At 36.2% G+C, this 20,184-nt stretch carries 20 protein-coding genes and 2 pseudogenes; 11 read left to right on the forward strand and 11 right to left on the reverse strand.

The genetic code is table 11. The features are described from left to right. Positions 1–163: 163 nt before the first annotated feature. Entirely contained in the window at positions 164–340 is a 177-nt protein-coding gene (locus HMPREF0851_RS16740; protein ID WP_416068969.1) for a site-specific integrase, read from the reverse strand. Between the two features lie 90 nt (positions 341–430). Between HMPREF0851_RS16740 and HMPREF0851_RS05085 the strand changes: the two genes are divergently transcribed. After that, positions 431–1,396, forward strand: coding sequence for a polyprenyl synthetase family protein (locus HMPREF0851_RS05085; protein ID WP_000416122.1), 966 nt, complete (start codon positions 431–433; stop codon positions 1,394–1,396). A gap of 43 nt (positions 1,397–1,439) precedes the next feature. On the opposite strand, the gene HMPREF0851_RS05090 is transcribed toward HMPREF0851_RS05085, so the two are convergent. Together HMPREF0851_RS05090 and gdhA are read right to left on the reverse strand one after the other, a co-directional pair. Then, the gene (locus HMPREF0851_RS05090) at positions 1,440–2,432 is read right to left on the reverse strand and encodes a hypothetical protein (RefSeq protein WP_000694215.1); all 993 of its coding nucleotides are present in this window, start codon (positions 2,430–2,432) and stop codon (positions 1,440–1,442) included. Positions 2,433–3,092: 660 nt separating this feature from the next. Continuing rightward, the gene (gdhA, locus tag HMPREF0851_RS05095) at positions 3,093–4,439 is read right to left on the reverse strand and encodes an NADP-specific glutamate dehydrogenase (RefSeq protein ID WP_000199529.1); all 1,347 of its coding nucleotides are present in this window, start codon (positions 4,437–4,439) and stop codon (positions 3,093–3,095) included. Between the two features lie 225 nt (positions 4,440–4,664). Between gdhA and HMPREF0851_RS05100 the strand changes: the two genes are divergently transcribed. From HMPREF0851_RS05100 to abc-f, 7 genes are all read left to right on the forward strand, one after another. Next, positions 4,665–5,600 (forward strand): dihydroorotate oxidase, encoded by a 936-nt coding sequence (locus tag HMPREF0851_RS05100; protein ID WP_000255153.1) that lies wholly within the window; start codon positions 4,665–4,667, stop codon positions 5,598–5,600. A gap of 32 nt (positions 5,601–5,632) precedes the next feature. Next, positions 5,633–6,670, forward strand: coding sequence for a DNA polymerase III subunit delta (holA, locus tag HMPREF0851_RS05105; protein ID WP_000879662.1), 1,038 nt, complete (start codon positions 5,633–5,635; stop codon positions 6,668–6,670). Between the two features lie 313 nt (positions 6,671–6,983). Beyond that, positions 6,984–7,589, forward strand: a complete 606-nt coding sequence (gene sodA, locus HMPREF0851_RS05110; protein ID WP_000974740.1) for a superoxide dismutase SodA — start codon at positions 6,984–6,986, stop codon at positions 7,587–7,589. A 156-nt stretch (positions 7,590–7,745) separates the two neighbouring features. After that, positions 7,746–8,273 carry a YutD family protein gene (locus tag HMPREF0851_RS05115; RefSeq protein ID WP_001224346.1) on the forward strand — a complete coding sequence of 176 codons (528 nt, stop codon included), beginning with the start codon at positions 7,746–7,748 and terminating at the stop codon, positions 8,271–8,273. A gap of 20 nt (positions 8,274–8,293) precedes the next feature. After that, on the forward strand, positions 8,294–9,379 hold the full coding sequence (gene rlmN, locus HMPREF0851_RS05120; protein ID WP_000804761.1) for a 23S rRNA (adenine(2503)-C(2))-methyltransferase RlmN: 1,086 nt from the start codon (positions 8,294–8,296) through the stop codon (positions 9,377–9,379). Then, complete coding sequence (locus tag HMPREF0851_RS05125) at positions 9,379–9,861, forward strand: VanZ family protein (protein ID WP_000976712.1); 483 nt, start codon at positions 9,379–9,381, stop codon at positions 9,859–9,861. Before rlmN ends, HMPREF0851_RS05125 begins: the two co-directional genes overlap by 1 nt. 1 nt (position 9,862) lies before the next feature. Then, a complete protein-coding gene (abc-f, locus tag HMPREF0851_RS05130) occupies positions 9,863–11,404 on the forward strand; it encodes a ribosomal protection-like ABC-F family protein (protein ID WP_000025375.1) in 1,542 nt (513 codons plus the stop codon). Positions 11,405–11,459: 55 nt separating this feature from the next. Here the strand turns inward: abc-f and HMPREF0851_RS05135 are convergent, their stop codons facing one another. Continuing rightward, positions 11,460–12,263 (reverse strand): peptidylprolyl isomerase, encoded by an 804-nt coding sequence (locus tag HMPREF0851_RS05135; protein WP_000731942.1) that lies wholly within the window; start codon positions 12,261–12,263, stop codon positions 11,460–11,462. A gap of 306 nt (positions 12,264–12,569) precedes the next feature. Next, positions 12,570–12,945, reverse strand: a pseudogene (locus tag HMPREF0851_RS05140) (tyrosine-type recombinase/integrase); the annotation flags it as partial. Between the two features lie 64 nt (positions 12,946–13,009). On the opposite strand from HMPREF0851_RS05140, the pseudogene HMPREF0851_RS15470 reads away from it, so the two are divergent. Beyond that, positions 13,010–13,814 (forward strand): annotated as a pseudogene (locus HMPREF0851_RS15470) (IS5 family transposase). 121 nt (positions 13,815–13,935) lie between these two features. Then, positions 13,936–14,154, forward strand: coding sequence for a hypothetical protein (locus tag HMPREF0851_RS05145; protein WP_152639384.1), 219 nt, complete (start codon positions 13,936–13,938; stop codon positions 14,152–14,154). 100 nt (positions 14,155–14,254) lie between these two features. On the opposite strand, the gene HMPREF0851_RS05150 is transcribed toward HMPREF0851_RS05145, so the two are convergent. From HMPREF0851_RS05150 to HMPREF0851_RS05165, 4 genes are read right to left on the reverse strand one after another with little or no spacing between them, the layout of a single operon-like run. Continuing rightward, entirely contained in the window at positions 14,255–15,625 is a 1,371-nt protein-coding gene (locus tag HMPREF0851_RS05150; RefSeq protein ID WP_000753505.1) for an MFS transporter, read from the reverse strand. Next, the gene (locus tag HMPREF0851_RS05155; protein ID WP_009014148.1) at positions 15,625–16,722 is read right to left on the reverse strand and encodes an NADH-dependent flavin oxidoreductase Oye family; all 1,098 of its coding nucleotides are present in this window, start codon (positions 16,720–16,722) and stop codon (positions 15,625–15,627) included. Before HMPREF0851_RS05155 ends, HMPREF0851_RS05150 begins: the two co-directional genes overlap by 1 nt. 1 nt (position 16,723) lies before the next feature. Next, a complete protein-coding gene (locus HMPREF0851_RS05160) occupies positions 16,724–17,404 on the reverse strand; it encodes an AAA family ATPase (RefSeq protein WP_000684424.1) in 681 nt (226 codons plus the stop codon). 22 nt (positions 17,405–17,426) lie between these two features. Beyond that, positions 17,427–18,344: an AvrD family protein gene (locus HMPREF0851_RS05165; RefSeq protein WP_000351501.1), complete on the reverse strand. Its 918-nt coding sequence runs from the start codon at positions 18,342–18,344 to the stop codon at positions 17,427–17,429. 102 nt (positions 18,345–18,446) lie between these two features. Here HMPREF0851_RS05165 and HMPREF0851_RS05170 point away from each other — a divergent pair, with 102 nt between their 5' ends. Next, the gene (locus tag HMPREF0851_RS05170; protein WP_000447029.1) at positions 18,447–18,776 is read left to right on the forward strand and encodes a winged helix-turn-helix transcriptional regulator; all 330 of its coding nucleotides are present in this window, start codon (positions 18,447–18,449) and stop codon (positions 18,774–18,776) included. Between the two features lie 520 nt (positions 18,777–19,296). Here HMPREF0851_RS05170 and HMPREF0851_RS05175 read toward each other — a convergent pair. Further along, positions 19,297–19,521 carry a helix-turn-helix transcriptional regulator gene (locus HMPREF0851_RS05175; protein WP_001041099.1) on the reverse strand — a complete coding sequence of 75 codons (225 nt, stop codon included), beginning with the start codon at positions 19,519–19,521 and terminating at the stop codon, positions 19,297–19,299. 2 nt (positions 19,522–19,523) lie between these two features. After that, positions 19,524–20,120, reverse strand: a complete 597-nt coding sequence (locus HMPREF0851_RS05180) for a hypothetical protein (protein WP_000749550.1) — start codon at positions 20,118–20,120, stop codon at positions 19,524–19,526. Positions 20,121–20,184: the final 64 nt, after the last annotated feature.

Genomic DNA, 20,184 nt, shown 5'->3' on the forward strand with positions numbered 1-20,184 from the left:
CTGTTCTAAATATATAAAATGCTTTTCAGAATGTCATGCGGAATCGTTTAGGCAATACTTTTCAGTTCTAAATTGAAAGCGCAATTGATTGAAGGATTCTCTTCAATTATGTTCTGGTATTTTAGATAGTTATAAAACACCTTCATACAAGCAATTTTTCTTCTTAATGTATTCGTTTTATGTTAGATTGTGTCAACTGCTCTATATAGGATTCGACATTATCATGGTCTGAGTTATAAAATTGCATAAGATCATTCTTATAAGCGCGAATTGTGTGTGAACTCAAACGCTTATGAGTTTTGCAATAATCTAAGTAAGCAGAAATAAGTTTATAATCCATAAAAATCTCCTTTATCAATAATCATGCTATTATAAACCTATTTAGGTGCTTTGTATAGTGATAATAAATTGTTATCAGTAGGAGAATACTATGGAAAAGACACCAATCATTACGTTAAATAGTGAAGAAAAAGATTTTTTGTTCCGGATTGATTCTATGATTAAATCAATACTGTTTGAACTACCAGTACAATATCATGAGATACTTCAAGTGGTGAATGGGAGTCGTTTTAGACCGTTATTAACATATTATGGTTATAAGTTGTTTTCTGAGAATCTAAATGAAAAAGTTTACAAGTCTGCAATAGCTATTGAGTTAATTCATAAATCCTCTATTATTATTGATGATATTATAGATCAAGACGATAAAAGACATAGCATATACACAGTACATAAGCAATATTCTATTGATGAAGCCCTAGTAATCACAGTTTTTTTATTAGGAAAGTGTATTGAATTATTATCTGAAATTGATGATTCTACAATTAGGGTATTTAGTCGTATGATTATTAGAATGTGTCAAGGAACAATACAAGAATTGAATATTGATATGAATGTAAGTATTGATAAAATAAAAGAAATCTTAGATAACCAAACTTCACAAGTTATTCAAAATTGTTTAGTGATTGGCATGAAATCATATGATCCTGAGTTAGATAATCAACATTTAGCAATTATTGGTTACAAATTAGGCTACTTATTTCAATTACTAAATGATTGCGAAGCATACTTTAATCCTGAGTTCACTATAAAATACAAAGGGAATCATAATTTTGATATTAATAAAAGTAGGAAAAATTTATGTTACGTTTACCTTGAACAGTTTCTCTCTAATAAAGAAAAATTGGGACTTCAGAATAAAGATAAGGTGACTAATATAGAAATTTTATTGAATAAATATAGTGTGTTAAAACATATAAAAAATGAAGTTTCGTTAATTGAGTTTGATATTAAAAAACAATGTGAAGTTTTAGAAAAAAATCACTCTATGGAAAGGTTAAATTATTTTATTGATTATTCAATTAAATTAGCGAAGGTGAGAGCGGGGATTTATTAAAATAAAAGAGCAGAGATTGGAATTCTCTGCTCTTTTAACAACACTAATTTTGTGATAAAAATGGTTGAAGTAACCTATATAGATTTATCAAAATGGGGATGTAACCTATCGGATTGAATATTTTTCCATTGAATAACTGTGGAAAGTTCGGGGAATCTTTATAGAGTTTAAATAGCTCAATATAATCTTTATTAAGTTGTTTATTACTGTAATCGGTAATATCATATTCCTTCAGTTGCATTCTTTTTATTTTTTTTATTATATCTTTAATATATTTTTTCCAAAGATAGTCAAAAATTAAATAACCAAAACCAATCAGTATAAAAATTATTCCCCAAGTAATTTTAAATACTAGGTTATTAGGTGTATCTATTACTAATGTATTCTCGGTAAATTTAATAGCAGATAGCGGAGTGGTTAAATAGAATAGAGCAGTATAAGCAATACCTAAAATTCCAAAATAATTACTAAATGAACTCATACTATCGGTAAATTTAACTATCCAATCACATTCAGATGGATTATGTAGAGAAACTGGTGTCAATGTAGTAAACTCTAATTTTGAAATCTTTCTTAAGGTAAGAATATAGAGTAGATACTTTAAATACAATTGTATTGCAATAAATACAGTTAGGATTAGAGTAATAGCGCCATAGATTGTAATTAATTCGTTCCAGATAAGAACTTTTAATAATATTAGTGAAACGAAATAAGTTACTCCAATTGTAAAAGAAACAGTTATGCTATACCATTTATTTAAATAATCACTATTTTTACTAAGTATTGAAAACAGGGGAAGGTCATTAACTTTAGTGCCTGAAATAGATGTTGAAACGTTTCTTTCTTTTTTCATTAAGTTTCGATATGTGATGATTTGAGCTAACAATAAAGAATTTACACCAAGAACATACACATAATTATTTTTCAATGATGAATCAAAAATTGATACTATAATCCCAATAAAAATCCAACAAGAAAAAATAACTGTCCAAAAGCATTTTTGGGAGAGAATTTGATCGACTATTTTTATTTTCATACCAATCTCCTACCAATAACAATTTATTATCACTAGTATACCATAAATTCATCTTTAGTGGCTTGATTTGTATAATAATTTTTTTAGTTAAAATTAGATGATATTGGCCAACTATAAATTAAAACACTGTTTTGAAATTATATCGAATATTTTTGAGTCGATTACAAACTTACAACAATTAGAGAATTGTGTAGTTTGAAGGAAATAAGTACAAGTTTATTAGAAAAGGAGCATTTTATAGGATTATCACGAAAAATTCTAATTTTAGAATGATACTTTCTATTAATTTAGAACATGTTTTTTAATTTTTAAATGTTATAATATTGTTATCAATTAAAAGTAGCATACTATAATTGGTAACAATATAAAATTCTACTAAAGACACACGGCCTGACAAAAACAGATTTGCTCGAATTGTATAAATTTTACGCAATAGCCCTTAGCTGTTATAAAAACGGAACAAGTACCATTTCAACAGAATTTATAGAAGATTCCGCAATTGGAAATCTCTAGCTTTTTTGTGGCTGAGAACTATTTTGTCCCAGACTCTTTTCTTTTTGTTCTAACAGGGACAAAAGGTGGCGAGTAAGTAATTTATAAACTATTTAACTCAAAATAAAAATCCCCAATCGGAGCGATCGGGGATTGAGCGAATAAATCTTAAACAATACCTTGTGCAATCATAGCGTTTGCTACATTTTCAAAGGCAGCAATGTTAGCTCCTGCAAGGTAGTCCTTATCAAGACCATATGTTTCTGAAGTTGTTTTAGCTGTGTTAAAGATGTTTGTCATGATGTCTTTGAGACGTCCATCAACTTCTTCACGAGTCCATGAAAGGCGAAGACTATTTTGGCTCATTTCAAGAGCTGAAACGGCTACACCACCAGCGTTGGCAGCTTTGGCAGGTCCGTAGAAGATACCATTTTCTTTGTAAACTTTGATGGCATCAAGGTCGCTCGGCATGTTGGCACCTTCAGAGACGCAGATAACGCCTTGGGCAACCAAACGTTTAGCTGCTTCACCGTTGATTTCGTTTTGAGTAGCACATGGAAGCGCGATATCGTAGTTACCAGCGTAAGTCCATACAGAACCTTCATGATAAGTAGCAGTTGCTTTCTCAGCTGCATACTCAGTCAAACGAGCGCGACGTTTTTCTTTAACATCAACCAAAAGATCGAAGTCGATACCATTTTCATCGATGACATAACCATTTGAGTCAGATACAGAGATAACAGTTGCACCAAGTTCAGTTGCTTTTTGAAGAGCGTACTGAGCTACGTTACCAGAACCTGAAATAACTACTTTTTTACCAGCAAAACTGTTGCCGTTAGCTTTTAGCATTTCTTCAGTATAGTAAACCAAACCGTAACCAGTTGCTTCTGGACGAATCAAGCTACCACCAAATCCAAGAGGCTTACCAGTCAAGACACCAGCATCAAATTGGTTAAGGCGTTTGTATTGACCGTAAAGGTAACCAATCTCACGTCCACCTACACCGATATCACCAGCAGGTACGTCCAGTGATGGTCCGATGTGTTTTTGCAATTCAGTCATGAAACTTTGACAGAAGCGCATCACTTCAGCGTCTGTTTTACCTTTAGGATTGAAGTCTGATCCACCTTTTCCTCCACCGATAGGAAGTCCAGTCAAGACATTTTTGAAGATTTGTTCGAATCCGAGGAATTTCAAGATCCCTTGGTTTACAGTTGGGTGGAAACGAAGTCCGCCTTTGTATGGTCCAACAGCTGAGTTGAATTGAACACGGTAACCACGGTTTACTTGAATTTTTCCGTCACGGTCAACCCAAGGAACACGGAAAGAAATCACGCGTTCTGGCTCAGTGATACGTGCCAAGATATTTTCTTCGATATACTCAGGGTGTTTTTCAAATACAGGTTCTAAAGTGTTGAAAAATTCTTCAACAGCTTGGAGGAATTCAGCCTCGTGCCCGTTACGAGCTTTTACAGTTTCAAACACGCTTTGGATATATTCTTTAGCAGATGTCATATCGTTCTCCTTAAATTCTAATTTAATTATGTGTGTCATTATAGCAGAATTTTTTTTAACTGTAAAGAGAAAAACAAAAATTTTCTAAAAATTCTATCAATTCAGTTCAAATTTTTCTTTAATTCATAAAATACGAACCTTTTTCTTTGAAATATCTTTCTCAAAGAGAAAATCTGAAAATGTGGTATAATATTAGCAATAAAAGGAATCTGGAGGATCAGAATCATGGTATCAACGAAAACGCAAATTGCTGGTTTTGAGTTTGACAATTGCTTGATGAATGCAGCAGGTGTGGCTTGTATGACGATAGCAGAGTTAGAAGGAGTTAAAAACTCAGCGGCAGGAACCTTTGTCACTAAGACAGCGACCTTGGACTTTCGTCAGGGGAATCCTGAGCCACGCTATCAAGATGTTCCACTTGGTTCCATCAACTCTATGGGCTTGCCGAATAATGGCTTAGACTATTATTTGGACTATCTTTTGGATTTGCAGGAAAAAGAGCCAAACCGAACTTTCTTTTTATCTCTAGTTGGCATGTCTCCAGAGGAAACTCATACTATCCTGAAAAAAGTCCAAGAGAGTGAGTTTCGTGGTCTGACTGAGCTAAACCTCTCCTGTCCAAATGTTCCAGGTAAACCTCAGATTGCCTATGATTTTGAGACAACAGATCAGATTTTGGCAGAAGTATTTGCCTACTTTACCAAACCTCTGGGAATTAAATTGCCACCATATTTTGACATTGTTCACTTTGACCAAGCGGCAGCTATTTTCAATAAGTATCCGCTCAAGTTTGTCAACTGTGTTAACTCTATCGGAAACGGCCTTTATATAGAGGATGAGTCTGTCGTTATTCGTCCTAAAAATGGTTTCGGTGGCATTGGTGGCGAGTATATCAAACCAACCGCTCTAGCCAATGTTCATGCCTTCTACCAACGCTTAAATCCTCAAATCCAAATCATCGGAACAGGTGGTGTTTTGACTGGTCGTGATGCCTTTGAACATATCCTCTGTGGAGCAAGTATGGTGCAGGTGGGAACCACCCTTCACAAAGAAGGCGTCGGTGCTTTTGAACGCATTACCAATGAACTGAAGACAATCATGGCGGAAAAAGGGTATGAGAACCTAGAAGATTTTCGTGGGAAATTGTGCTATATTGATTAAATGAACTAAAAAGTTAGAAGAAAGGAGAGAAGATGCTAGCCATTGAAGAAAGTCAGAAGATGACTTTATCAAATTTACCGAGCCTGAGCCTTTTTACAGGGACAGATCAGGGTCAGTTTGAAGTTATGAAGAGTCAAGTGTTGAAACAGATTGGTTATGATTCTGCCGACCTTAACTTTGCCTACTTTGATATGAAAGAAGTAGCTTACAAGGATGTGGAACTGGAGTTGGTCAGCCTTCCTTTCTTTGCAGATGAGAAAATCGTGATATTAGATCATTTTGTCGATGTCACGACTGCTAAAAAGCGCTTTTTGACAGATGATGAGCTCAAGTCATTTGAAGAATATCTTGACAATCCTTCACCAACAACCAAGCTGTTAATCTTTGTGGAAGGAAAGCTGGATAGCAAAAGACGGTTGGTTAAATTACTTAAGCGTGATGCCAAGGTCTTTGATGCAGTAGAAGCCAAAGAACAAGAATTGCGCCAGTATTTCCAAAAGTGGAGTCAGAAACAAGGTCTACAGTTTGCTAATCATTCTTTTGAAAATCTCCTTATCAAATCTGGTTTTCAATTTAGCGAAGTCCAGAAAAATCTCCTCTTTTTACAGTCCTATAAGGAAGACTCTGTTATCGAGGAAGAGGATATTGTCAATGCTATTCCCAAGACCTTACAGGACAATATTTTTGATTTAACTCAGTTTATTCTGACTAAAAAGATGGACAAGGCGCGTGATTTGGTGAGAGATTTGACCTTGCAAGGGGAAGATGAAATCAAGTTGATTGCAGTCATGCTAGGACAATTTCGGACTTTTACTCAGGTGAAGATTTTGGCGGAGTCTGGGCAAACAGAATCTCAGATTGCAAGTAGTTTAGGTGGTTTTCTCGGACGCAATCCCAATCCCTATCAAATCAAGTTTGCGCTGAGGGATTCGCGAGGACTTTCCTTGAGTTTTTTGAAGCAAGCTATTTCCTATTTGATTGAGACAGACTATCAGATTAAAACAGGACTCTATGAAAAAGGTTTCCTTTTTGAAAAGGCACTCCTACAGATTGCTAGTCAGGTAAATTGATATTTTTTTGAAACTACAACCCGCGTCAAGATTAGCTTGTCGTGGGTTTCTTACTGATTTGCTTGTTTTATACTCAATGAAAATCAAAGAGCAAACTAGGAACTAGCCGCAGGTTGCTCAAAGCACTGCTTTGAGGTTGTAGATAAGACTGACGAAGTCAGTCACATATATAATCCAAGGCGACGTTGACGTGGTTTGAATTTAGTATTATTAGAAAGTATGTCAGTGATTTCCTCATCTATAAGCAAAAAACTTGAAAAAAGTGAATGTTTGCGTTATCATTTTCATATAGAAAGAAAAAGAGGTATTACAGATGGCTATTATCTTACCAGATCTTCCATATGCATACGACGCTTTGGAACCATACATCGATGCGGAAACAATGCACTTGCACCATGACAAACACCATCAAACTTATGTCAACAATGCTAATGCAGCTCTTGAAAAACACCCTGAAATCGGTGAAAATCTTGAAGCCTTGCTTGCTGATGTAGAATCTATCCCAGCTGATATCCGTCAGGCACTTATCAATAATGGTGGTGGACACTTGAACCACGCTCTTTTCTGGGAATTGATGACTCCTGAAAAAACTGCTCCATCAGCAGAACTTGCAGCAGCAATCGATGCAACATTTGGTTCATTTGAAGAATTCCAAGCAGCCTTCACTGCAGCAGCAACAACTCGTTTCGGTTCAGGATGGGCATGGTTGGTTGTCAACAAAGAAGGTAAACTTGAAGTGACTTCAACAGCAAACCAAGACACACCAATCTCAGAAGGTAAAAAACCAATCTTGGGCTTGGACGTTTGGGAACATGCTTACTACGTGAAATACCGCAACGTGCGTCCTGACTACATCAAAGCTTTCTTCTCAGTGATTAACTGGAACAAAGTAGATGAATTGTACGCAGCTACTAAATAATGATAGTTGGAGGGAAGAATTGTTCTTCTCTTTTTTAGGTTATATGATTCTGGTCTGACAAAATCGTCAGACTTTTTTCATTTTTATGAGAAACGTGCTAACTGCTAGAAATTATGGTAGAATAAAGTATTAAGTAATCGTGGAAAAAGGATATCTATGCGAAAAGAAATTGCACCTGAATTATACAACTATAACAAGTTTCCTGGTCCTGAGTTTCATTTACACGGGGACAAGGTTGAAACGGAAGGGATAGCTTTTTCCTTGGTGGAAAACATCAAGGATGCCTTTGATGTGACGGCTTTTAATCAGCGTTTTTCAGAAGTCTTAACCAAGTTTGATTATATCGTGGGAGACTGGAGCAACGAACAGCTTCGCCTACGCGGTTTTTACAAGGATGACCGAACAGAAGAAAAACTTGAAAAAATCAGTCGTTTACAAGACTACCTTTTAGAGTATTGTAGTTATGGTTGTGCCTATTTTGTTCTAGAAAATGAAGCCCCTAAGCGAGCATCATTTGACAAGAAAATGCGTAAGAAGGAAGAAACATCTTCTAGAAAAGGAAAGAAACCGGCTCAAACAAAACGAAAACCGAATGCAGATAAGAAAAATAGACGTCGTCAGAAAGACCAGCATTCTCAGAAAGAGGACAAGAGGCAACGTCATTTTGTCATTCGTCAGAAGTGAGTAGAGAATAAGGAGAAGAAATGAAACCGTCAATTTATAGTTTAACACGTCAAACCATGCAGGAATGGGTTTTGGAGCAGGGAGAAAAGAAATTCCGTGCAGATCAAATCTGGGAATGGCTTTACCGTAAACGTGTCCAGTCGTTTGAAGAGATGACCAACCTGTCAAAGGATTTGATTGCTAAGCTCAATGACCAGTTTGTGGTCAATCCCTTGAAACAGCGAATCGTTCAAGAGTCTGCTGATGGTACTGTCAAATATCTCTTTGAATTGCCTGACGGTATGTTAATTGAGACTGTACTCATGCGTCAGCACTATGGTTTGTCTGTCTGTGTGACCACTCAGGTCGGATGTAATATCGGTTGTACCTTCTGTGCCTCTGGTTTAATCAAGAAGCAACGTGACCTCAATAATGGGGAAATCGTAGCGCAGATCATGCTGGTTCAGAAATATTTTGATGAGCGTGGACAAGACGAACGCGTCAGCCATATCGTTGTCATGGGAATCGGTGAGCCTTTTGATAACTACAACAATGTCTTGAATTTCGTTCGTACTATCAACGATGACAAGGGAATGGCTATCGGTGCTCGTCACATCACGGTTTCAACCTCAGGTTTGGCCCATAAAATTCGTGATTTTGCTAATGAAGGTGTTCAGGTCAATCTTGCCGTTTCCCTTCACGCACCTAACAATGAATTGCGCTCAAGCATCATGAAGATTAACCGTGCCTTTCCGATTGAAAAACTCTTTGCTGCTATTGAGTACTACATCGAGACAACTAATCGTCGTGTGACCTTTGAGTATATCATGCTCAATGAAGTAAATGACGGTGTAGAACAAGCCTTGGAATTGGCTGAATTGCTCAAGAATATCAAGAAATTGTCTTATGTAAACTTGATTCCTTATAACCCAGTTAGTGAGCATGACCAATATAGCCGTAGTCCTAAAGAGCGCGTCCTGGCCTTCTATGATACGCTTAAGAAAAAAGGGGTCAACTGTGTTGTTCGTCAAGAACATGGTACTGATATTGATGCAGCTTGTGGACAATTGCGTTCCAATACAATGAAACGTGACCGCCAGAAAGCAGTCGCAGTAGTCAATCCTTAATGATGAAGAAAACTTATAATCATATTTTGGTCTGGGGAGTCATTTTCTATAGCATTTGTATCGTTTACTTTTGCTTTACTCCTCAAGAACATTCTCCCGTGGGAGTGGAAACTCCAGGTATTCAGCATCTTGGACGCCTGGTTTTTCTTTTGACTCCTTTCAATTCTCTCTGGAAACTGGGTGAAGTGAGTGACATAGGACAATTATGTTGGCTTTTTCTACAAAATATCCTCAATGTCTTCTTGCTTTTTCCTCTGATTTTCCAACTCCTTTATCTCCTTCCAAACTTGCGGAAAACAAAAAGAGTTCTTCTTTTCAGTTTTCTAGTGAGTCTTGGAATCGAGTGTACGCAGTTAGTCTTGGACTTTTTCTTTGATTTCAATCGCGTCTTTGAGATTGATGATTTGTGGACCAATACCTTGGGTGGCTATCTGGCTTGGCTCCTCTATAAACAATTACATAAAAACAAGATAAGGAATTAAAATGAGTATTTTAGAAGTTAAAAATCTGAGTCACGGTTTTGGTGACCGTGCAATTTTTGAAGATGTGTCCTTCCGTCTCCTCAAGGGAGAACATATCGGCCTGGTCGGTGCCAATGGTGAAGGGAAATCAACCTTTATGAGCATCGTGACTGGTAAAATGCTGCCAGATGAAGGGAAGGTTGAGTGGTCCAAATATGTGACTGCCGGTTACTTAGACCAACACTCTGTCCTTGCTGAAGGTCAATCTGTTCGAGATGTGCTCCGTACAGCCTTTGATGAGCTTTTCAAAGCAGAAGCTCGTATCAATGATCTCTATATGGAAATGGCTGAAGACGGAGCGGATGTTGATGCTCTCATGGAAGAAGTTGGCGAACTCCAAGACCGTTTGGAGAGTCGTGATTTCTATACCTTGGATGCCAAGATTGACGAAGTGGCGCGTGCTCTTGGTGTTATGGACTTTGGCATGGATACGGATGTAACTTCTTTGTCAGGGGGGCAAAGAACCAAGGTACTTTTGGCCAAACTCCTCCTTGAAAAGCCTGATATCTTACTTCTGGACGAGCCAACCAACTACTTGGATGCTGAGCATATTGACTGGCTCAAGCGCTATCTCCAAAACTATGAGAATGCCTTTGTCCTCATTTCACACGATATTCCATTCCTAAATGATGTTATTAATATTGTCTATCATGTGGAAAATCAACAGCTGACGCGTTACTCTGGTGACTACTACCAGTTCCAAGAAGTCTATGCTATGAAGAAATCTCAGTTGGAGGCTGCTTACGAACGTCAGCAAAAAGAAATTGCGGACCTCAAGGACTTCGTGGCTCGAAACAAAGCGCGTGTTGCAACACGAAATATGGCCATGTCTCGTCAAAAGAAATTGGATAAGATGGACATCATTGAACTCCAAAGTGAGAAACCAAAACTATCCTTTGATTTCAAATCAGCTCGTACGCCAGGGCGCTTTATCTTCCAAGCCAAGGATTTGCAGATTGGTTACGACCGTCCTCTGACTAAGCCTTTAAATCTTACCTTTGAACGCAATCAAAAGGTCGCTATTATCGGAGCAAATGGTATTGGGAAAACAACTCTCTTGAAGTCTCTCTTGGGTATTATTCCGCCAATCGCTGGGGAAGTGGAACGCGGTGATTACCTAGAACTTGGATACTTTGAACAGGAAGTAGAAGGAGGCAATCGCCAAACCCCACTTGAAGCTGTCTGGAATGCCTTTCCTGCCCTTAATCAAGCAGAAGTTCGTGCAGCCCTTGCTCGTTGTGGTTTGACAACCAAACATATTGAAAGCCAAATTCAGGTCTTGTCAGGTGGGGAGCAAGCCAAGGTACGCTTCTGTCTCTTGATGAATCGGGAAAACAATGTGTTAGTGTTGGACGAGCCAACCAACCACTTGGATGTGGATGCCAAGGATGAACTCAAACGCGCTCTTAAAGAATACAAGGGATCGATTCTTATGGTCTGCCACGAACCAGACTTTTATGAAGGTTGGATGGACCAAATCTGGGATTTTAATAATTTAACTTAAGAATGAGAGTAAAAGAAATACAGTACCGAATGTGGATACTGTATTTTTTGGGTTTTTAAGATTTAAAATTGTAATCTTTCACCACTTCGATGCTATCGATTGTGATAGCAGTAGTTGGCTTGTCTTTTTCATCTTTTTCGGCTTTGGCAATCTTATCCACAACATCCATACCGTCAATCACTTGGCCAAAGACTGGGTGTTTACCATCTAGACTAGGATTTCCACCATCTTTGTAGGCTTCGATGATTTTCTTTGGATACTTGCTTGTAGGGAGTTTAGTAGAGGTATCTGTAGAGTTTTGGTTGATGAAGAATTGGCTACCGTTGGTGTTTGGTTGACCAGTATTAGCCATCGCAAGAGCCCCACGGATGTTATAGAGATAAGGAGTAATCTCGTTTTTGAAACCAGTTCCCTTGTCTTTAGTCTTATCCTTGTCATGCCAGATGGACTGACCACCTGTACCGTCCCCTTTTGGATCTCCAGTTTGAACCATGAAGCCATCGATGACACGGTGGAAGGTAATGCCGTTATAGTAGCCTTCTTTGGCGTGAGTGAGGAAGTTTTCAACCGCTAAAGGAGCGAGTTTAGGGAAGAGCTTAATGCGAATATCACCTTGACTTGTGTGTAGAATCACTTCAGCCTCGTCTTCAGCAACTTCTTTAGATAGTTGTGGGAAATTGGCGTTTTCGTTTGTCAAAGCATCATTTAACTCCTTGGCAGATTGGGCTGCTGCTTTGGAACTTTCTTCAGCAGCAAGACTGGAATCAACATAGTCATCACCACGCAGACTGCGTTGGATGCTGTTACATCCAGCTAGGGTTACAGTTGATAGTAGAAGAAGGGTTGCTAGTTTTTTCATTCTTTTCCTCTCAAAAATTCATTTCTACCATTGTACCCTAAAAGGAAGTGGATTTCAAATATTAGTGACAAGACAGTTTAAGAGGAAGCCAACCAGAAAGTCGCTTGTTTAGGGGTATCAATACCATAAGTGTACTCGAAGTATTTAGGAAACCAGGTCTTAAGAAAGCTCGTAAAGCATCACAATTCTCAAAACGTTAATCAATACGATTATATCAACGTTTCAAAGCACTCAAAAGTTTACCTTATGGGTGCTTTTTTCGTGTTTTTTTAAAAAGTTTACCTCAAAGTTCACCTTATTTTTACCTTATTGTTTTAGAGACTTTAAAGCAAATTCACCAACTGCCATAGGAACTACATTAGAGGTGTTGACATAAATTTGAGTTGTGCCTGTATCGCTATGCGTTAGTGCTTCAGAAATGGCTTCTAAGCTCATTCCTGCTTGTTTAGCAAGTGTTGCTCCTGTATGTCGTAATTTATGAGGTGTAGCATGTGTTAGTTCTGGATGACGTGAGGTAGTCAGAGTGTAGTGGACCGTTAACATTGCTCTTCATATCGATATAAGTAAAGACATACTGTTCATCAGATTGGATAATTCCAAATTTTGCTAGTTCTCTTTTTTGTTGCTTTTCCCATGACTGAAGTAAATCAGTTAGTTCAACAGGAATTCGGGAAATTGTTTTTATTTCCTTAGGTTGGTATTAGTAATAGACTTCCTGCGAAACAAAAATATGATACAATAAAACTATGAATTATGAATCAAGTAAAGTATTAAGTGATGCACGATTTAAGCGCCTTGTTGGTGTTCAGCGCACTACTTTTGAAGAGATGTTAGCTGTGTTAAAAACAGCTTATCAACGTAAACACGCGAAAGGTGGACGAACCCCTAAGTTAAGCCTAGATGACCTCCTCATGGCTACTCTTCAATATATGCGAGAATACCGCACTTATGAACAAATTGCGGCTGATTTTGGTATTCACGAAAGCAACTTAATCCGTCAGAGTCAATGGGTTGAAGCAACTCTTATTCAAAATGGTTTTACGATTTCAAAAACTCATCTTAGTGCTGAGGATACGGTGATTGTGGATGCAACAGAGGTAAAAATCAATCGTCCTAAAAAAATCAACTAGCCAATTATTCTGGTAAAAAGAAATGTCATGCTATGAAGGCTCAGCGATTGTCACAAGCCAAGGGAGAATTGTTTCTTTGGATATTGCAGTGAACTATTGCCACGATATGAAGTTGTTCAAAATGAGTCGCAGAAACATCGGACAAGCTGGTAAAATCTTAGCAGACAGTGGTTATCAAGGGATCATGAAGATGTATTCACAAACGCAAACTCCGAGGAAATCAAGTAAACTTAAGCCACTAACTCTTAAAGATAAATCCTATAATCATGTGCTATCTAAAGAGAGAATCAAGGTTGAGAATATTTTTGCCAAAGTAAAAACGTTTAAAATGTTTTCAACAAGCTATCGAAATCGACGTAAACGCTTTGGATTACGAATGAATTTGATTGCTGGAATTATCAATCGTGAACTAGGATTTTAGTTTCGCAGGAAGTCTAATAAAAGCCATTAATTATATATCAAATACAATCTATACTACTTATCAGTTAGTAAAAGATTTAAAAGATTTGACTAGTGAAACGATTGCTAGCGAGGTTCAGGATATGAGTGAAGAGCTACTCAAAAGAGATATTGCAATTGATAGTAGCCTAGTTCATTATGATGACGGTCTTCTTTTGGGAAGTTTAATCAATATTGAGGATAGCCAAGGAACACGACGAGTGTTATCTAATTTATCATATGAACTAACGCTTATGCATTTTTCACAGTTTCATCAAGGTTATGAGGTAGTTGGTATTTTACAATCTTTGCGACAAAAGTAATTGAGTTATTTATTAAGCAAATTATGATGATTGGAGTAATTGTGCTGAGAAATAATATAAAACGCAATCAACTTTTAAATTGATTGCGTTCTGTTTAGTTTTATTCTTTTCCATAAAGGTAACGACTAGCAATTAACCAAGTAGCAATATACATTATCACGTTAACCAAAAATGCGATAACGATGACTATATTCCAATCATGGGATAAATTAGTAGTTACAATCCCCATAATTGTTGTACCAAAAAGTCCACCAATCTGTTTGTTAGCGTTTAGAGTTGCACCAGCAATTCCAGATAATTCTTGACCAGCAGCTTCCATAAGAATGGTTGTAGTTGCTGGAGTTAACACTCCGATACCTAGACTCATTAAAGAAAATAAAGGAATTAGGATGTATAGTTGAATTTCATGAAAAAGAACTCCAATTCCAAAAATTCCTGCTGCTCCTACAATGGCAAAAATAATTGAGACAGTAGCTAGGCTTCCCACGGAAAATCGTTTTACAGCACGTGCGTAAAATAAATTACCAATAATTAAGACAATCATTCCTGGTAGAATGAGGAGTCCAGAAACCATTGAGGAAAGGTTTAAATAAGTTTGAAAATAGAGTCCTAGCACCAAAACAATGCCATATAGTGAAATGTTAACTACTAAACCTAATAGATTAGAGACAATAAACTTAGCATTTTTTAATAGTTGGTGGGGAACAATAGGTGCTTTACTTTTTTTATCGTGGACTACTAAACCAATAGCAAATAATATAAATAGGAGAAGAAACAATAAAAGATTTGAGTTACTATAACCATATTGATTCCCTTCAACAAGGTAAATAACTAGACTTCCGATAGTTGTAACCAGAAATATATTACTAAAGATGTCAATTCTGGTCTTTAGATTGGCAATATTATTTTTCACGAGAAGTAATATTGAAATTACTGTCAAAATTCCAAATGGAATATTGACCAAGAAAATACCCCTCCATCCGAAGTAGTTAATTATTAGTCCACCAATAAAAGAACCAGTACCGGTTGCAACAGAAATAATTGCTGTCCAGATTCCTAACATACGTGCTCTTTTAGTAGAATCGGGGTATGAAATGAATAAAAGTGCTAATGAACTTGGCATAAACAAAGAAGCACCGAAACCTTGAATGAATCTAAGTATAATTAATGTTTCAATATTTGGTGAAAAAGAGCACCCAAACGAGGATAGTGTAAAAATTGTCATTCCAATTAATAAAATTCGTTTAGCACCATATTTTGTTGTTAGATTTCCTGAAAGTAGGAGTAAAGACCCTAAAGCTAGTGTATAGGCGTTAATAATCCAAATGGATTGCTCTAATGAGACTCTCATAGCTGTTTCAATATGGGGAACAGCAAGAACCACTCCGGTTGTATCTAGGACCGCCATAATGTATCCTAGTGAAAGAATAAAAAGTAGATAAGCTGGCGCTTTTGTATTTGTTTTTTTCATCAATCTTCCTCCGTTATTTCATCAAACCAATTTTCATTTATCAATAGAGGACGACCAAAAGCAAGTAAATCAAACCCTCCTTCTTTAAAATCAGAAACTAAATTATTCGAGTAAAAAATTTGTGCCTTTTTCCTTTGTAAATGAAGATATGACATTTTAGGTTGTGATGTTATTTCTGTAATAAGTGTTGGAATATCTTTGTATAGAATTTCAGGTGAACCTATGCCTCCAGTTGTTATTGTAGGCTTATTTGCAATTTTTTTCACCCAGTATGATAAATTGCCTGATTTTCCAGTGACAGCAGAATCTGTATAGTTTATTTCAGAGCAGTCAAAGATATCAACACCTGCATTTGAAATTGGTATTATGATTTGTTTTAATTCCTCTAAAGTTTTTGCTAATTTTGCAGTAGGATCATAACTTTTAAAATTTGATAGGCGAATGAAAATCGGAAAATTGTCCCCAACAACTTTTCTACATTCCTTAATAACTCTTTCTGCAAAGTAAGTTCTATTTTTAAAACCAAACTCATCAGTTCTCTGGTTGGTATCTGCTGTTAAAAAATCATGAATTAAACTACCGTGTGCAGCATGAATATCAACTCCATCAAAACCAGATATTTGAGCTTTTCTGGCGGCTTCAGCAAATTTTTGGACAATAAGGTTAATTTCTTCAACTGATAAAGGTGACCCCACTTTCTTTTTTCCAATGTATCCAGATGGAGTAGAGACCTTAAGAGATAAATCAGTTTTTGAAAATGCTCTTGAACTCCCACTATGCCAAAGCTCAGCAATAGCCTTACTTTTTTCTTGGTGAATTGCCTTGGTTACTTGTTTCCATACCTCAATATCACGACTGGTTGAAATATTTGGTATATTTTCATTGTTAGTAGCAGTTTCATGCTCAATATTTATAGCGCCTATAATAAATAGCCCTACATTTTTTGCTCTTCGCTTATAGAACTCGGCAATTTCTGGTTTGGGAACACCACTTTCTACAAATCCTGTTGGAACTGGATTCATTACAATCCGATTTCTTAAAGATAGTTGGGATGTCTCAAACTTGGAAAAGAGGATATTTCTCAAATCTTTATCCATATTATTTACCCTCCTGAACGATATTATAGTTTTGCGCTTCCTTTTTTGCTAAAGAAACTGCTTGTTCAATACTTATTACAGGTTTTAGTTGATAAATTTCTGAAATCTTCTGGAGTCTTTCCTCGATAGTACCGCCCACGATATGGTAAGGAATTTTTAATTCATCCAGTGTTATTAATAGCAAATCGTTTGAGCGTTTTCTAAATAATTCTGACACAGGACGATGGCCATCTGGAGCTAAAGGAAATTCAATAGGCAAATGTACAAATGATTCATAAGTTTCTTTAGCATAGTCTTTTGCAACAGACCCAAAATTTTTCATAACTTCTCTAAGATATTTGAGGTCATCAGTTAAAATAATATTTCCTTTATCTGTCTCTTGGTTGGGATTCATTCCTAATTCGGTTCTCACCATACCGTATACCCATTCATGTAAAGAGGAGCCATCAGAAACAAAAGAGTCAAGATGAGACTCCCTAACTGCTCGCTCCATTAGACGACGAATTCCTAATTGAACCAGCTCAGGACCAGTGGCGTCTTCTAATCTTTTTCCGGGTAAAGCTATGGGAAGAATCTCTCTCATAGTTTTTGCGTGTGTACGTGGTAAACCAGTATAAAAAGCTAGTGCTAAAGTTGTTGTCGTTTTTCCTGTCGAATAAGTTCCTGAAATTGCTATTTTCATATTAGTCCTCTTTCTATTTATCTTATAGCTCTTGAGCCACGGAATATATCAATGTTGACTCTCCAAGTTTTGAAATCATATCACTAACTCGAACATTCTTTCCTTTTAAAGGTACTATTTTAGTTTTTAGAACTTGAACTTTAATGTTGCCTTCACTTAACTGTGAATCGTTTGAAAGGTTGCGTAGGATTTTAATTTTACGCATTATCAATGTTTTCGAAAATTCTCTAGGGGTTCTGTCCAAATATGAATGTAACACTTCCGTAAGTTCAGCTGTTACAATTATATGGTCTAAGATAGATGGTAATCTCTTTTTCAGGAGATGTGCTGATTCAATACCACTAAATTTATCTGAATAGGAAAAAGAAGTAGTAGCTGAAATAGAATTTAATTCTGTTTTCACCGAAATATCAGTTAGTTTGGTATCAACTGTTTTAAAGTTTGAAAAATAGTAATCTTCTCCAGAATTTATTTTAAGTTGTTTTGAGTCATCAAATAAATCGACAACTAATTCAACCGAAAACGAAGCTATCCTTCCCTTGAAGGATAGCTTATCATCTGATGATAAGCTCAATTTTGCTGTAACATTTTTCAAATCTTCTACAAGAGATTTTCCTGCTTTTACCGAGAAACTAGAAATTAGAGCATTATTGATTGTGTCCTCTTCTATGACTAATTCTTCTCTAAGAAAATCGCTGACTAGTTTCACAGCAAGTACAATAGAATCTAAAGAGCTAAAATGTGGTTTTATTGACTCAATATTTTTCTTAGTTGACCAACTCTTCGGATAGTTGATTTCAAATACTGACTCAATTCCTTCAAAAGTAATATGTTTAACTTTCTGAAAATATTTTACTTGTGTATATCCATTACCAAAGTATCTTCCATCAGGACTGCCGAGAATATCTTCAATACGGTCAAACTTAGTTATAATGTCCATAGTAATTTCTCCCTTCAAGTGATATAATTAATTTATCATGTAATTATTTATAAAACAAGAAGGGAAAAAAAGTATAGTAACTATCAAAAAAGGAGGAAATGAATGGAGACTTGCAAGATGCAACCTTTGAAAAAATCAATTTGTCCAGCAAGAAGGGTCTTGAATTTACTAAAGGGTAAATTTACTCTTGAGATTTTATCTGAAATTATTAATGGTAATATACATTATGGTAGTCTTTTGCGTAGTGTAGAAGGTATTAATCCTAGAATATTAGCTCAACGGTTACATGATTTCGAGCAAGAAGGTATTTTATCAAGAAAAGTTTTACCGACATCGCCTCCACAGGTTGAATATAAAATGACAAAAAAAGGTATTGCTCTAAGAAGTATCGTTGAAGAAATGAAAAAATGGGAGCAAACTTATAGAAATTAGATTGAATTTACATAATTTATTATTAATATTTTTCTATAAAATAGAAAATGTAATTCTGAAAGATTTGGTAATCTTGTTAATCAAAGCAACGTAAAAACCTAGTTCAAATGTGTGACTAGGGTTTTTTGGCTCTATAATTTTTGTCGTGGGTAAGACCATAGGTAAAAACAGGCAAAATAAAAAATCATCTAAATAGTGGTGTGAACTTTTCGGTACATTCTAGCTCATTTTTTTGATTTTTTGGGGTGAAATTCACACCATTCAACTGAAATTTATTCAAATTAGATGAAATTCTGTTTTCTGAAAAAGTTGGAAAACATTGATTTTAAGCATTTACTGAAGGTTATTCAAATCATAGTTTTTCCAACCAGATCTTAAGAAAGCTCGTAAAGCATCACAATTAGCAAACGTTAATTCGAAAGAATTACTATATTTTAAAAGAGCACATTTTCAAAGGATTTTTTCTTTTGGCTTCAATTCCTAATTAATCAATGAACTTAATACTAGGTCTCGAAAAGAATTATGCTTCCTCTTTCTGTCTGAGTTCAAAGAGGTCTTCTACTTTCAGATTAAAAACTTGAGCAATTTTAAGAGCCATTTCCAGCGAAGGATTGTAACGATTATTTTCCAAGTGCAGAATTGTCTCGCGTCGCATGCCGATGCGGTCTGCTAACTCCTGCTGGGTCATGCCTGTGGACTCACGAACAGATTTGAGATTAGTAATAATCTTGCTTTCTTTGGCCATGCTTATCCTCTACGTTCCAAGATAAAATAGACAACCGCAAAGATGCTAATCAAGGCAGCTATGCTAATAAATATTTGGCCCATGTAAAGAGTGAGAGCCCCCATATACCCAATGATAACTGCTAGAATCATCAGTGCGCCTAGTATAAAAACAAACATCAAGCTAGCTGCCTTGGCTAAATTAGCATAAAAGCGTTCGTCCGGAGTTTCCTTGACATTTTTAAAACAGAAAAAGCCAAATACAATCACTTCAATAACGAGGCCAATCCCCAAAATCAATTCTCTAATACCAGAACTTTCGCTTGGGGTCGCAACCCAAATCCCTACTGTATAAAAAATGCTTGCTGCAAAAATAAGTATCGTGTAAAGCTTAGCAGACAAGTCAAAAATAATCTTCCCCTTACCTTTCTGAATCTTATGAGGCCGTGGTTTCATATGTAGCCAGCTCCAAATAGCTATAATTTGACCTGATACTGAAATACCAGTAATAACTAACTTGGGTCCCCAACTAAGATTAGAACCAAATAAAACAATAAAATCAATAAAGAGAGCTACGGCAATCATTGCAATGAGACCATGCATTTTTTGACTTTTTTTCATGATAGACTCCTTTTTTGTGTTATAAATATATAACACTTAAATTTTATATTATAAATATATCACA

It is taken from the genome of Streptococcus sp. M334 (assembly GCF_000187745.1).
In the GTDB taxonomy this organism is placed as follows: domain Bacteria; phylum Bacillota; class Bacilli; order Lactobacillales; family Streptococcaceae; genus Streptococcus.

Bases quoted from the DNA above. Each gene is read 5' to 3' on its own strand.
- HMPREF0851_RS16740 (WP_416068969.1), bottom strand. From the start codon at position 340: ATGGATTATAAACTTATTTCTGCTTACTTAGATTATTGCAAAACTCAT.
- HMPREF0851_RS05085 (WP_000416122.1), top strand. From the start codon at position 431: ATGGAAAAGACACCAATCATTACGTTAAATAGTGAAGAAAAAGATTTT.
- HMPREF0851_RS05090 (WP_000694215.1), bottom strand. From the start codon at position 2,432: ATGAAAATAAAAATAGTCGATCAAATTCTCTCCCAAAAATGCTTTTGG.
- gdhA (WP_000199529.1), bottom strand. From the start codon at position 4,439: ATGACATCTGCTAAAGAATATATCCAAAGCGTGTTTGAAACTGTAAAA.
- HMPREF0851_RS05100 (WP_000255153.1), top strand. From the start codon at position 4,665: ATGGTATCAACGAAAACGCAAATTGCTGGTTTTGAGTTTGACAATTGC.
- holA (WP_000879662.1), top strand. From the start codon at position 5,633: ATGCTAGCCATTGAAGAAAGTCAGAAGATGACTTTATCAAATTTACCG.
- sodA (WP_000974740.1), top strand. From the start codon at position 6,984: ATGGCTATTATCTTACCAGATCTTCCATATGCATACGACGCTTTGGAA.
- HMPREF0851_RS05115 (WP_001224346.1), top strand. From the start codon at position 7,746: ATGCGAAAAGAAATTGCACCTGAATTATACAACTATAACAAGTTTCCT.
- rlmN (WP_000804761.1), top strand. From the start codon at position 8,294: ATGAAACCGTCAATTTATAGTTTAACACGTCAAACCATGCAGGAATGG.
- HMPREF0851_RS05125 (WP_000976712.1), top strand. From the start codon at position 9,379: ATGATGAAGAAAACTTATAATCATATTTTGGTCTGGGGAGTCATTTTC.
- abc-f (WP_000025375.1), top strand. From the start codon at position 9,863: ATGAGTATTTTAGAAGTTAAAAATCTGAGTCACGGTTTTGGTGACCGT.
- HMPREF0851_RS05135 (WP_000731942.1), bottom strand. From the start codon at position 12,263: ATGAAAAAACTAGCAACCCTTCTTCTACTATCAACTGTAACCCTAGCT.
- HMPREF0851_RS05145 (WP_152639384.1), top strand. From the start codon at position 13,936: ATGAGTGAAGAGCTACTCAAAAGAGATATTGCAATTGATAGTAGCCTA.
- HMPREF0851_RS05150 (WP_000753505.1), bottom strand. From the start codon at position 15,625: ATGAAAAAAACAAATACAAAAGCGCCAGCTTATCTACTTTTTATTCTT.
- HMPREF0851_RS05155 (WP_009014148.1), bottom strand. From the start codon at position 16,722: ATGGATAAAGATTTGAGAAATATCCTCTTTTCCAAGTTTGAGACATCC.
- HMPREF0851_RS05160 (WP_000684424.1), bottom strand. From the start codon at position 17,404: ATGAAAATAGCAATTTCAGGAACTTATTCGACAGGAAAAACGACAACA.
- HMPREF0851_RS05165 (WP_000351501.1), bottom strand. From the start codon at position 18,344: ATGGACATTATAACTAAGTTTGACCGTATTGAAGATATTCTCGGCAGT.
- HMPREF0851_RS05170 (WP_000447029.1), top strand. From the start codon at position 18,447: ATGGAGACTTGCAAGATGCAACCTTTGAAAAAATCAATTTGTCCAGCA.
- HMPREF0851_RS05175 (WP_001041099.1), bottom strand. From the start codon at position 19,521: ATGGCCAAAGAAAGCAAGATTATTACTAATCTCAAATCTGTTCGTGAG.
- HMPREF0851_RS05180 (WP_000749550.1), bottom strand. From the start codon at position 20,120: ATGAAAAAAAGTCAAAAAATGCATGGTCTCATTGCAATGATTGCCGTA.